General features: G+C 70.2%; 11 protein-coding genes. 10 read left to right on the plus strand and 1 reads right to left on the minus strand.

Translation table 11 applies throughout. The features are described 5' to 3' along the window. Positions 1-517 precede the first annotated feature (517 nt). The 3 genes from ACH413_RS35695 to ACH413_RS35705 all read left to right on the plus strand — a co-directional run bounded on the left by ACH413_RS35695 (position 518) and on the right by ACH413_RS35705 (position 2,936). The gene (locus ACH413_RS35695) at positions 518-1,438 is read left to right on the plus strand and encodes a DUF6891 domain-containing protein (protein ID WP_360038630.1); all 921 of its coding nucleotides are present in this window, start codon (positions 518-520) and stop codon (positions 1,436-1,438) included. 84 nt (positions 1,439-1,522) lie between these two features. Continuing rightward, positions 1,523-2,464, plus strand: coding sequence for a hypothetical protein (locus tag ACH413_RS35700; RefSeq protein ID WP_360038633.1), 942 nt, complete (start codon positions 1,523-1,525; stop codon positions 2,462-2,464). Positions 2,465-2,525: 61 nt separating this feature from the next. Continuing rightward, a complete protein-coding gene (locus ACH413_RS35705) occupies positions 2,526-2,936 on the plus strand; it encodes a Calx-beta domain-containing protein (RefSeq protein ID WP_360038636.1) in 411 nt (136 codons plus the stop codon). Here the strand turns inward: ACH413_RS35705 and ACH413_RS35710 are convergent. After that, positions 2,914-5,697, minus strand: a complete 2,784-nt coding sequence (locus ACH413_RS35710) for a BTAD domain-containing putative transcriptional regulator (protein ID WP_360038639.1) — start codon at positions 5,695-5,697, stop codon at positions 2,914-2,916. The two genes, ACH413_RS35705 and ACH413_RS35710, sit on opposite strands and share 23 nt — an antisense overlap. Positions 5,698-5,909: 212 nt before the next feature. On the opposite strand from ACH413_RS35710, the gene ACH413_RS35715 reads away from it, so the two are divergent. The 7 genes from ACH413_RS35715 to ACH413_RS35745 all read left to right on the plus strand — a co-directional run bounded on the left by ACH413_RS35715 (position 5,910) and on the right by ACH413_RS35745 (position 12,400). Next, on the plus strand, positions 5,910-7,727 hold the full coding sequence (locus ACH413_RS35715; RefSeq protein ID WP_360038642.1) for a sigma-70 family RNA polymerase sigma factor: 1,818 nt from the start codon (positions 5,910-5,912) through the stop codon (positions 7,725-7,727). A gap of 25 nt (positions 7,728-7,752) precedes the next feature. Continuing rightward, positions 7,753-8,544, plus strand: coding sequence for a lipoyl protein ligase domain-containing protein (locus tag ACH413_RS35720; protein WP_360038645.1), 792 nt, complete (start codon positions 7,753-7,755; stop codon positions 8,542-8,544). Positions 8,545-8,549: 5 nt separating this feature from the next. Further along, positions 8,550-9,326: a polyprenyl diphosphate synthase gene (gene uppS, locus ACH413_RS35725; RefSeq protein WP_360038648.1), complete on the plus strand. Its 777-nt coding sequence runs from the start codon at positions 8,550-8,552 to the stop codon at positions 9,324-9,326. A gap of 34 nt (positions 9,327-9,360) precedes the next feature. After that, positions 9,361-10,311, plus strand: coding sequence for a polyphosphate kinase 2 (ppk2, locus tag ACH413_RS35730; protein WP_396425430.1), 951 nt, complete (start codon positions 9,361-9,363; stop codon positions 10,309-10,311). Between the two features lie 74 nt (positions 10,312-10,385). Continuing rightward, positions 10,386-10,991, plus strand: a complete 606-nt coding sequence (locus ACH413_RS35735) for a hypothetical protein (RefSeq protein WP_360038654.1) — start codon at positions 10,386-10,388, stop codon at positions 10,989-10,991. A gap of 5 nt (positions 10,992-10,996) precedes the next feature. Next, positions 10,997-11,665, plus strand: a complete 669-nt coding sequence (locus ACH413_RS35740; RefSeq protein ID WP_360038657.1) for a hypothetical protein — start codon at positions 10,997-10,999, stop codon at positions 11,663-11,665. A 24-nt stretch (positions 11,666-11,689) separates the two neighbouring features. After that, positions 11,690-12,400: a type 1 glutamine amidotransferase domain-containing protein gene (locus ACH413_RS35745; protein WP_360038660.1), complete on the plus strand. Its 711-nt coding sequence runs from the start codon at positions 11,690-11,692 to the stop codon at positions 12,398-12,400. Positions 12,401-12,463: the final 63 nt, after the last annotated feature.

The following is a 12,463-nucleotide window of genomic DNA, read 5'->3' on the forward strand; positions in this document are numbered from 1 at the left end:
GAACCCGCCCCGCTACCACGGAGCACACACTGAGGTCGTAGATACAGCGAACGGAGGAGCACTCCGAAACACGGACTTGAACGACGCGATGCCCTACCGCGAATTCCAGGCACCATTTTCGTTCAACCGCAGCAAGCACCCACCCCGAAGAACCCCCGTGCCACCTGAAGTGGACTGACGCAGATTAACCAGGGCCACAACCAGCACGAATCCGCCGAACAGTCCAATTTTGATCATACAAACTTCATCAACCCACACATACACGCACGGGTAACCACCAGGTCATTTCGTCACGTCCCGCACTCGACCGGACACTCGTAGTGATCACCGAAGAAAAATACATCGACTTTCGGCCACTACACGACGACAACTTCATTTCGCAGGGCTTTGCACCACTCAAGGCCAAATGAGATGGCCGCTCGCTGAACGCCGCCTGGCCGCCACAATGTGCTATAGCCTTAAAATAAATACTTCCAATCGGACCGATAAGAAAAGCCGATCACGTTAGAGTCTCCGCATGCTGTTGGAGATCGTGGTGCGGACGGAGACCGGGGAACGGCACGTCCGCGTGTCCGCCGAGGAACTGGCCGGGCTGGTCGAGCGCATCGGCGGCGACGGAGACCGGTTCCTGGTGATCCAGCGGGTGCCGGACCTGCCCGACGTCTTCGCCCAGATCTGGCACGAGGCCGGCGGCGACTACTCGGTGGAGCACCGCGACGGCAGCGCCGACCGGCACTTCGAGACGACGGCCGAACAGCCCGCCACCGTGATCGCGGCGCTCACCGGCTGGGCCCGCCGGGAAGCCGGGTGGGACAGCGGTCTGTCCTGGTCGCCGCTGAACCTGCCGCCCGTACAGGAGGCGCCGCCACTCGACCTCGACGACAAGGAGCACGAGGAGTTGGAGACCCGCGTCCGCGAGTCGCTGGCCGGTGGCTACTGCTCCCGTGCCGAACTGGCCGAGCTCGCGGAGGAGTACCTGGTCACCGAGGACCGCCGACCGGTGTCCCGCGAGCAGGCACAGGCGCTGGCCGACCGGTTGTGGCTGGAACGGGTCGCGCAACAGCGGTCGTGGCAGGGCGAGACCGACCCCGAGCGGCTCACCCGCGCGTTCACCGCCCTGCAGCACAACGGCATCACCGCCCGCGAGAACTTCACCTGCTGCCGCGGTTGCGGCCAGGCGGAGATCGGCGCCGAGGCCGGGCCGGACGCCCGCGGGTTCGTCTACTTCCACTCGCAGTGCACGGAGTCCGCCGCGGCCGGTCACGGGCTGACGCTCCTCTACGGCGGCTTCGACGGCTCGTCCGAGACCACCACAGCCATCGGCGACGAGGTCGTGGCCGCCCTCGAAGCTGCCGGCCTGCACACTCGATGGGACCGCGACCCAGGCCGGTCGATCACGGTCACGCCGCTGGACTGGCGCCGCCGCCTGGTCGGCTGAATCCGCGGACAACAGCACGACAACCTCGCCACAACAGCACGGCGGTACTCCTTCATCGGCAGACCACAACCGATGGAGGACATGGTGAAAGCCAAACTGGCAACGGCGCTGGCGGGCTTGCTGGCGATCGCGGCGTTGATCGCACCGGCCGCGAGCGCCACGCCGTACCAACGTGACGTCTTCGTGCGCGACAACGTCAGCGACGTCGGCAACGAGCCCAGTGCCGGCAGCATCTACTACAGTCCGGACATCAGGGTGTGCTCGACGCCGGTCTTTTGCGCGGTGTCCCAGAACCCGGTCGTGGGCGTCAACAACTACGTGTTCGTCACGTTGAGACGCAAGCCGGGTGGCATCGGCTTCGTGGACGGCAACCTCCACCTGTACCGCAGCAACCTCGGCGGCGGCACGGCGTGGCCGGGCGGCTGGACCTACATCGGCACCGCCGGCTCGTCCGTGCCGGTCGGCGGTACCACCGTCATGATCACCTGGCCCGGCTGGAACGTGCCCGGCCCCGCGCACTTCTGCCTGCTCGCCCGCTGGGTGTCGAACGCCGACCCGATGACGTTCGCCGAGGGCGCCAACACCCAGCAAAACGCGCAGCGGAACAACAACATCGCGTGGCGCAACGTCGACTCCGTGCGGGTCCGCCCGTTCGAACCCATCCGCGTGCCGTACACGATCGGCAACCCGGAGCGCACCGACGCCAGGCAGAACCTGATCTTCGAGCAGCCCCGGCCGTTCGCCGGCACCGCGACGATCGACCTCGGCCAGGAGCTCACGGCACGCTGGAAGGCCGCCGGCGGAAGGCTCACCGGCGTGAAGCAGGTCGGTGAGACGCAGTTCCAGCTCGTCGACACCAAGGCGAGCATCGACGGGCTGGTGCTCAAGGGCGACGAGCGGATCGAGACGGCGCTGACGTTCGCGACCGACAGGGAGGCCGGTCCGGCCGAGCTGCACGTGCGCCAGGTCGACGTCCAGGGCACGGATCTCGGTGGAGCGCAATACCTGATCAACGAGAAGGACTGAGTATCAACCGCGGTGGGTCCGTCTCCGTTGTTCGGAGACGGACCCACCGAAAGGGTTGTCAATGAAGACCATCATGGTGCTGTTGCTGCTTCTGCTGGGGATCGTGCCCGCACACGGAGCAGCGGACTGCGAGCCGCCGGACTGCCCGGACGTCGTGGACGCGATAGACGGGCCCGTGCACGAGTCGGCGGACTCGTACACGGCGGTCCTGAAACTGCGCGACGGCAAGGCGAAGCAGAACATCGAGGTGACGTACAGGTTCGTCGACGGCACCGCGAAGCTCGGTGAGGACTACCAGGCCGCGCCACGCGGAACGGTCACCATCAAGGCGGGCGAGAGCCAGGCCGGCGTGCCGTACAAGGTGCTGCGCGTGACGGAGCAGCAGAAGAAGTTCACGCTGGAGATCACGTCGGTGCAGCCTGGCCAGATCGGCAAGCGCGTCGCCGTGTTCACGATCGCCGGCAGGAAGTGAACAGGGTGACGGCCTGAGCCCAGTGCCGTGCGGCCTCGGTCCACCGCCCGCTCCGGCCCTCCAGGCCGGCGAACGTGCGGTGGACCTGGGCCAGCTCGAACTCGTCGGGCGCCTGGGTCCTGGCCGTCAGCGCGGCCGCGAGGTGGTCACGGGCGGCGGTGAGGTCGCCGAGCGCGAGGTCGGCCTCGGCCAGCTCGCGCAACGTCGACGCCTCGCGGTGCCCATCACCGAGAGCGCGGCACACCACGAGCGCGCCGCTCAGGCATTCCCTTGCCACCGCGGGATCTCCGAGCGCCAGCTGCGTCACGCCGAGGCCTGTCAACGCGTCGGCTTCGAAGCGGTGGTCGGTGATCTCGCGGCTGATCCGCAGCGCGTCACCGAAGAAGCGCAGCGCCGGTTCGAGGTCGGCCAACTGGTGGAAGGCGTTGCCGAGCGACATCAGCGTCGCCGCCTCCAGCCGCGGGTTCTCCTTGGCGCGGAACGTTTCCAGGGCCGCGAACAACGGTGAGGCCGCCAGGTCCGCCTTGCCCATCCGGACGTAGGTGTAGCCGAGGTTGCGGCGGGCCAGCGCCACGCCCACCTCGTCCCCCGCCGCGCCGTGCACCTCCATCGCCGCGCGGTAGGACTCCAGCGCCAGGTCGAACTGCCGCAGCTCGGAGTGCGCGTTGGCGATGTTGTTGTGCAGCCGTGCTTCCCCGCGCAGGTCGCCGGCCTCGCGCACCAGGACGAGCGCTTGCCGTTGCACCACCATGGCTTCGGCGATGCGGGAGGTCATCTGCAACGCGATGCCCTGTCCCCGCAGCATCTCGGCCTCGGCTCGTTGGTCACCGATCGCGCGGGCGGCCTTCACGGCGTGCTCGCACTGTTCCACGCGCGCCGCCCAGTTGCCGCGTGCCTCGAAGTAACTCGTCAGCAGGTATGCCAGTTGCCACGTCTCGCGGTGCAGGCCCAGCCGTGCCGCCATCCGGATCACGTGCAGCACGTTGTCGCGTTCGGCGTCTAGGTAGGCGAGCACCTCGACGCGGTCGGCGGCGAACGGGAGGTCGTCGCAGTGCGGCCGGGTCACGAGGTCGTGGCGCGGGTTGAGGACCTCCCCCGCCGCGTGGGCGATCGTGAGATAGCGGTCGAGCAGGCGCTCCACCCCGTCACCGAGGTCGCCGCTCTGCCGGGCGAACAGCCGGATCAGGTCGTGCAGCGCGTACCGGCCGTTGCCCATCTCGCTGACGAGGTGCGACGCCACGAGTTCGTCGAGACCCGGCCCCATCGCGTCGGCGAGGTCGGCGGGGAAGTTCGCCCCGGGATGTTCGCCGAGCACGCGGAACAGCCGGGCCGCCTGCGAACTGAGCGTGCGGTGCGCGCTGGCGAACACGGTGCGGACCGTGCGGTCGTCCCCGTCGACCGTCAGCACGTCCAGCGGGTCGTTGCGGGTCAGCTCGCGGACGAGGTCGGCGATCCGCCTGCCCGGCCGGATCGCGAGCCGTGCGGCCGCGATGCGCAACGCCAGCGGCAGCCGTCCACAGTGGACTACCAGGTCCGCGGTCGCGGCGGACTCCGCGCTCACCCTGGGCTCGCCGAGGATGTCGGCCAGCAGGTCACGCGCCTCCGGTTCGCTGAGCAGGTCGAGGCTCACCGTGTGCACGGCGTGGCGCGTGCCGAGCGCGGAGAGCGCGTCGCGGCTCGTGATCAGCAGCAGGTTCCCCTGGTCGCCGGGCACGAGCGGCAGCACGTCCCGTGCGCGGCGGACGTCGTCGAGCAGAATGAGAACACGCTTGCCGTGCAACAGGGTCCGGTACAGCGCGGCCGGATCGGCGGGGACCCGGTCCGCGGGAACGCCGAGGCTGTGCAGCATCTCGGTCAGCGCCTGAGCGGGCGTGAGGCGTTGCAGGTCCAGGAACACCTGCCCGTCCGGGAAGCGGTCGGCCACGCGCCGCGCCCACTCGACGGCGAACGTGGTCTTGCCGACCCCCGCGACACCGGACACCACGACGATCGGCGGCAGGCCGGCGAGGGCGGCGAACTCGGCCTCGCGGCCGGTGAAGTGCCCGGCGCGGGCCGGCAACTGGGCGGGTTTCGCGCTGTGCAGCACGGGATCGCGGCGCAGGATCGCGGTGTGCAGCGCGAGGAGGTCAGGCCCGGGATCGACGCCCAGTTCGTCGGCGAGCCGGTCTCTGAGTCTTCGGAACACCTCCAGCGCGTCGGCGTGCCTGCCGTCGCGGTGCAACGCCCGCATCAGCAGGCCGACGAGCCGTTCCCTGGTCGGATGGCCGACCACCAGCCGTTCCAGCTCCTCGATCGCGTTCGGCCGGTCGAGCCGGTCACCCCAGTACGCCTCCAGCGCGGCGATCCGCTGCTCCCGCAACCGATCGATCTCCGCGCGGCCCCACCCGAACAGCTCGGTGCCCGCGAGCGGCTCGCCGCGCCACAGGCTCAGGTCCCTGGTCCGGTCGAACGCCGCCGCGTCGACGGACGCGTCGAGCTGGTACCCGCCCGGCTTGGTCATCAGCGCGCCGGGCATCCCGCAGTCGGCGAGAGCCTGCCGCACGCGCGCCACGTGGCTGTGCAACGACCTCACGGCCGTGCGCGGCGGATCGTCTCCCCACAGCACGTCGACGAGACGGTCGACGGCGACCGGCGTGCCCGCGTGCAAAGCGAGCACCGCGACGATGCTGCGCTGCCGGGCACCGGTCAGCACCGCGCGGCCGTGCGGGCCGCACACCTCGACCGGCCCAAGGATCTTTACCTCGCCACCTGTTCGCCGCACATCGCGTTACGTTAGCCCGCTCAATTGCCTGGTGGCAGCGCTGATCGTGGGACGGAACCGGCAATTCGCCGCGGCCGCACGAGGTGGCGTCCGCGACCCGGCACTGGTCCGAACCACCGCCGTCGGCTAGAAAGCCCAGGAAGTTTCTGTTATCGCCGGACGCAGGGGACATCTCCTGGTCAGAGGACCCCGGACCGGCAAGTGAGGTGGGCATGGCAGCACCGGAGGAACCCGGCGTCGCGACGGTGGTGGCCGCGCGCGACGGCGACCAGCGCGCGTTGGACGACCTGGTGAGCGGGTACCTGCCCCTGGTCTACAACATCGTCGGGCACGCGCTCGGCGGGCACGCGGACACCGACGACGTGGTCCAGGAGACCATGCTGCGCGCCGTGCACGGGCTGCCGGGGCTGCGCGATCCCGCCGGGTTCCGGTCGTGGCTCGTCGTGATCGCGATGAACCAGATCCGCCTGCGGCACCGCGAAAGTCAGCGCGTGCCGGTCACCGGTCCGGTCCCGCAGGACGTCGCCGACCCCGGCGCGGACTTCGTCGACCTCACGATCATGCGCCTGCAGCTGTCCGGGCAGCGCCGCGAGGTCGTCGCGGCCACGCGGTGGCTCAGCGAGGACGAGCGCGAACTGCTGTCGCTGTGGTGGCTGGAGGCGGCCGGGCGGCTGACCCGCACGGAGGTAGCCGACGCGCTGGAACTGACGCCGCAGCACACCGCCGTGCGGGTGCAGCGGGTCAAGGCCCAGCTCGACGCCGCGCGCATCGTCGTGCGGACGCTGGAACGCACGCCGCGCTGTCCCGACCTGGCCGAGGTCGTCGCCGAGTGGGACGGCGCCGCCAGCCCGTTGTGGCGCAAGCGGATCGCCCGGCACAGCCGGGAGTGCGTCCGCTGTGAGCGGTGCGGGTACGACCTGGCGGCGGTCGAAGGGCTGCTCGCCCGGCTGCCGCTGGTGCCGCTGCCCGCCGCGTTCGGGTTCGGGTTCGAGCCGTCCACGCTCGTCGTCTCCCCGGTCAGCACGACCCCGGCCACCGGCGGCAAGATCGGCCTGTTCCTCAAGGGCACGCTGGCCAAGTCGATCGCGGCCGCGGCGGCCACGGTTCTGATCGCAGGCGTCGTGGTCGCCGTGCTGCCGTCCGGCGAGGAACCGGTCGCACGGGCGATCCCGGCCGTCACCCAGACCACGTCCACACCACCGTCTCCCACCAGCGCTCCCCCGTCGTCGGCCTCGTCCTCCGCGCCACCCTCGACGTCGACGGCCGTGCAGCCCCCACCGCCCGCCGTTCCCGTCACGGCGTCGGTGAAGAAGGGCGTCAGCACCTGGAACTTCGACGGCGTCGGCAAGGCGCTCACGGACGTCCGCGCGGGCTGGTACTACAACTGGGCGGCGCAGACCGACGGCATCGCGACGCCGCCGAACGTCGAGTTCGTGCCGATGATCTGGGGCACGAAGTTCACCGACGACGCGACCCTCGCCCGCGCCAAGGCGAACGGCAAGGTGCTGCTCGGGTTCAACGAGCCGGACTTCCCCGAGCAGGCGAACATGACCCCGGAACAGGCGCTGGACCTGTGGCCGAAGCTCGCGGCGACCGGTCTGCGGCTCGGCAGCCCCGCCGTCGCGCACAGCGGGGACAAGGCGGGTGGCTGGCTCGACCGGTTCATGACCGGCGCGGCCCAGCGTGGTCTTCGCGTCGACTTCATCGCGGTGCACTGGTACGGCTCGGACTTCAGCGACGCGGCCGTCGGTCACCTGAAGAACTACCTCGAAGCGGTGCACGCGCGGTACGGCAAACCCGTGTGGCTCACCGAGTACGCGCTCATCGACTTCTCGGGTGGCACGGCTCGCTTTCCGACCCAGGCCCAGCTCGCAGCGTTCGCCCTCGGCTCCAGCGCGATGATGGAGGGCCTCCCGTACGTCGAGCGCTACGCCTGGTTCGCGCTGCCCGCCGAGAAGCCCGGCACCGGCCTCTACGCCCCTGGCGGCACCCCGAACGAGGCGGGGAAGGCGTACCGCGAGGCGGGCTGAGCTGGTCGTGGTCGAGAATCACGGCGTGACCTCACGTCTGCTGGTCTCCGGGAGCACCGGAGGCGCCGTCGCCGAACTGGTGATCCCGGCACTGCTGCTGCGCACACCCAACGTGGCGTGGTCGCAGCTCGTCCACATCTACGTGCCGCGAAGCCCGACCGTCGCGTTCAGCGGCCGTGACCTCCGCTCGCCCGGCATCGCCAAGGCCACCGAGCTGGCCCTTGAAGCCGGTTTCGAGCCGGTGGTCCGGTCGCCGGGCGGGCGGATGGTCGCCTACGACAGCGGCGCCGTCGTGATCGACCACCTCGACGCCACCACGGACATCCGCCAGGCCGGCCGCTCGACCTTCGCCGCGAACGCCGACAGCCACGTCCGGGTGCTGCGCGGACTCGGCGACGTCGACGCGCGCATCGGTGAGGTGGACGGCGAGTACTGCCCCGGCGAGTTCAGCATCAACGTCGAGGGCGACACGAAGGTCGTGGGCTCGGCGCAGCGCGTCACCGCCACCGGTTCCCTGTTCAGCACGGTCGTGCAGGTTGCCGTCTCGGACCGGGTGCGCGCGGTGATCACGGACGTGTCGGAGGCGCTCGGCTACGACCTGCGGCAGAGCTCCATCGCGGGCCTGGCCGACTACGTCCCCGCGCTGACCGCCGACGACGTCGCCGCGGCGTTCGTCGCGGACTACCGCGACCGGCTCGCCATGACCGACGGACAGCTGCCGGCCGAGATCGTGGCGCACGCGTCGACCGCCACGCCGGACGGCACGTCGTCCTTCCACGTCGACGACTGGACGCGGGCGCACCCGGTGCTAGCTTGAATCGCGTGAAGATCATCCGTGACGTGCTGCAGGATCTCTACACCCGCCGGCTCCGCAGGCAGCTGCGACACGCGCCGCTGCCGAGGCACGTCGGGATGATCATGGACGGCAACCGGCGCTGGGCCAGGCAGGAAGGCCTGGCCAACGCGAGCCTGGGCCATCAGCACGGCGCCGAGCACGTGCAGGACGTCATGGCCTGGTGCGAGGACATCGGCGTCCACCACATGACCGTGTACCTCGCGTCGGCCGACAACCTGCACAAACGCGACGACGACGAGACGCGGTTCCTCCTGGACGTCATCGAGCGGATCGTGGTCCGCAGGGCCGTCGAGTCGGACCGCTGGCAGGTGCACGTCGCCGGCCGCCTGGACCTGCTCCCGGACTCCACCAGGAACGCGCTCAAGCTCGCCGTCGAAGACACCCGGGACCGTGCCGCGGAGTTCCACCTGACCATGGCCGTGGGCTACGACGGCCGTCACGAACTGGTCGACGCGGTGCGCTCCCTGCTCGACGACAAGGCCACCACCGGGACGAGCCTCGAGGAACTGGCCTCGTCGCTGACCGCGGACGACATCTCGCGACACCTGCACGGCACCGGGCGGCCCGATCCCGACCTGGTGATCCGCACCAGCGGTGAGGTGCGCATGTCCGGTTTCCTGCTGTGGCAGGCGGCCTACGCGGAGCTGTACTTCTGCGACGTCCACTGGCCCGGCTTCCGGCACCTCGACTTCCTGCGCGCGCTGCGCTCGTACGCCGCCAGGCACCGCCGCCGCGCCGCGTAGTTTCACCGGCGTTACGTCGGGTATGTACGAATTCGTGACTGTCGATTCCGCAGAACTGCTCGCCGAGGGCTACACCGCCGAGTTCCCGGACGCCGACGAGCCTGTCCTGCGCGACGCGCACGGACGCGAGGTGCTCACCTGGCGGGAGAACTACCCTTTCACCGAACGGATGCCCCGCCCCGAGTACGAGCGGCTCAAGCGGCTGCTGCAGATCGAGTTGCTGAAGCTGCAGCACTGGGTCGCCGAGACCGGGCAGCGCCTCGTCATCCTCTTCGAGGGGCGTGACGCCGCCGGCAAGGGCGGCACCATCAAGCGGTTCACCGAACACCTCGACCCTCGCGGCGCGCGCACGGTCGCCCTCGACAAGCCGGGCGAACGGGAACGCGGCGAGTGGTACTTCCAGCGCTACGTCCGTGAGCTGCCCACCGCCGGAGAGATCGTTCTGTTCGACCGGTCCTGGTACAACCGCGCCGTCGTCGAGCACGTCATGGGGTACTGCACCAAGGCCGAGTACGACCTGTTCATGCAGCAGGCGCCGGAGTTCGAACGCATGCTCGTCGAGGACGGCATGCTGCTGGTGAAGCTGTGGTTCTCGGTGTCGCGCCAGGAACAGCGGACCCGGTTCGTCATCCGCCAGATCGACCCGGTGCGGCAGTGGAAGCTCAGCCCCAACGACATCAAGTCGCTGGACCGCTGGGACGACTACACCGAGGCCAAGGTCGCCATGTTCCGCTCCACGGACACCGAGATCGCGCCGTGGACGGTGGTCAAGAGCAACGACAAGAAACGGGCCCGCATCGAGGCCATGCGCAGCGTCCTCGCCCGCTTCGACTACGCCGACAAGGACTCCGGCGTGATCGGCACCCCGGACGTGCGCGTCGTCGGCGCCGCCGCGACGTTGCTGGAGGAGGGCGAGGACGACACCGCGCTCAGCCCCACCCCCATCGCCCCCCACGCGGAGCACGGCCCGGGACTTCATCCCTGACTGGGGGCAGCCCCACCACGACGACTCGGGTACGCCCCAGTGATCATCAGCGCCGACGCCGGTTGACTGCCCGCATGACCTCACCGTTGTCCAGGCGCACCGCCCTGCGCGGCGCCGCCATCGCCGCCGCGGCCACCGTCGCCACTCCGGCCGCCTCGCAGGCCGCCGAGTCCCGAGGCGAGGAAGTCCGCGACTCCTTCACCGTGCGCGACAACCGGGGCCGGCAACGGGTGCTCGCGGACACGAGGCGCCCGCCCGTGCTCATCGGTGGCAAGGTGATCCCGGCCGATCAGCGCCAGGGACCCGAGCGCGGCACCTATCTGATCTTCAACGACGAGAACGGCGACGAACGGGGCGGCGTCGTCGCCGGGGCGTCGGCGGCCAGCTTCTCGCTCGACTACGTCAACGCGCAGGCACTCACGCTCGGCACCACGTGGCAGGGCGAGCACGGCGCGACGGCGTTGTTCTTCAAGCAGATGCCGGACCCCCGGTTGCCCGTCGAGCAGACCCCGCCGATGCCGACCAGGGTCGAGCTGGTCTGGTCCACGGCGGACGGAGCGGTGCTCGCGCTCAACGACTCGAAGGGCCGGCCTCGCATCCTGATCTCGGTCGACGCACAGGACGTTCCGAGCATTCGCGTGCTGGACGACCACGGCGCCGTGATCGCCAGCCTGCCCTGACCAGGGTGAAGCGAGTGACGCCGGAGTGCTGGTTCTGCGGGCGGACCGCCCACCACCGGGGGCACGACCGCGCCATCGGGTTCCACAAGAACGTCGACACCGGCCTCACCCGCTGGGTCGTGGTGATCCGCACGAGGTGGCAGAGCGACGTCGTGCTCGTGCCACGCTGCGCCCGCTGCCACACCGGCCACATGATCGAACAGCTCGCCCTGGTGCTCGCCATCGCGGCGGTGATCGCGTACGCGGCCAGTGGTCAGCTGGACCACCTGCTGGTAATCACGTCCGGCGAGAAGAGTGGCGCGGCGATCTGGGCGGCGGTGGCGTTGCTGCCCGCCGCCGCGTGGATCGCGATCCGGCAGGCCTGGTTGCCGTTCGGCAGGCTCGCACCTCGCCGCCTGCGGTACGCCCGGCAGCACCCGGACGTCGTGCGGCACCGGGAGGAAGGCTGGCGGTTCCGGCCAGGGCCGTTCCCCTACTGGGGGTTTCCGGAGGGCACGGTTCCGCTGCCGCCGTCCCATCGGATCGGCGGCGTCGTCCTGACGGTGCTCGCCGCCGCCAGCTTCGTCGCGACCATCGTCATCTACTTCCGGGGCAGCAGCGAACTGGCCGGAGGATTTCTGGCTGCCACGGCCGGCCTCGGCTTCCTCGCGACGAAGGTGAACCCCGAGGCCTGACCCGGCGACTGGCAGGATCAGCCCATGCGCGTGCTGCTTCCCTTGCCCGACCAGGACTTCGACGTCACCGAGGTGGCGGTACCGTGGCGGGTGCTCACCGACGCCGGGCACGAGGTCGTCTTCGCGACCGAACGCGGTGGCACCGCGCCCCAGGCCGATCCGTTGCTGCTGAGCGGTGTCGTGTTCGGCAAGCTCGGCGCCGAGGCCGAACCGAAGGCGTTCTACCGCGACCTGCTCGACTCCCCCGCCTACCGCGCGCCGGTCGCGTGGGGGTCGGTGGTGCCGGAGGAGTTCGACGGGCTGGTGTTGCCCGGCGGGCACGCGCCCGGCATGCGGCAGTACCTCGGGTCCGTGGAACTCCAGCAGGTCGTCGCGCGGTTCTGGGCGTTGCGGCGGCCGGTCGGCGCGATCTGTCACGGCGTGCTGGTGCTCGCCCGCGCCGGAGTGCTGGACGGGCGGCGCACCACCTGTCTGCCGAAGTACATGGAACGGGCCGCGTACTTCTCGACGGCGTGGCTGCGCGGGCGGTACTACCGGACCTACCCCGCGTACGTGCAGGACGAGGTCGTGGCGTCGGGCGCGCTGTTCGAGCGCGGGCCGGTCGAGCTGAGCAGGCGCGGCACCGCCACCGACGACGGGCCCGCGTTCGTGGTGCGGGACGGCGACTACGTGTCGGCGCGCTGGCCGGGCGACGCGTACCTGTTCGCGAGGACGTTCGCCGAACTCCTCGGCTGACGGTCACCCGTCCAGGTCGGACGGTCGCACGCACGGTGTCATTTCTTCACCACTTCGCACCGC

It is taken from the genome of Lentzea sp. NPDC020367 (assembly GCF_044387305.1).
GTDB lineage: Bacteria > Actinomycetota > Actinomycetes > Mycobacteriales > Pseudonocardiaceae > Lentzea.

Bases quoted from the DNA above. Each gene is read 5' to 3' on its own strand.
- ACH413_RS35695 (WP_360038630.1), top strand. From the start codon at position 518: ATGCTGTTGGAGATCGTGGTGCGGACGGAGACCGGGGAACGGCACGTC.
- ACH413_RS35705 (WP_360038636.1), top strand. From the start codon at position 2,526: ATGAAGACCATCATGGTGCTGTTGCTGCTTCTGCTGGGGATCGTGCCC.
- ACH413_RS35715 (WP_360038642.1), top strand. From the start codon at position 5,910: ATGGCAGCACCGGAGGAACCCGGCGTCGCGACGGTGGTGGCCGCGCGC.
- ACH413_RS35735 (WP_360038654.1), top strand. From the start codon at position 10,386: ATGACCTCACCGTTGTCCAGGCGCACCGCCCTGCGCGGCGCCGCCATC.
- ACH413_RS35745 (WP_360038660.1), top strand. From the start codon at position 11,690: ATGCGCGTGCTGCTTCCCTTGCCCGACCAGGACTTCGACGTCACCGAG.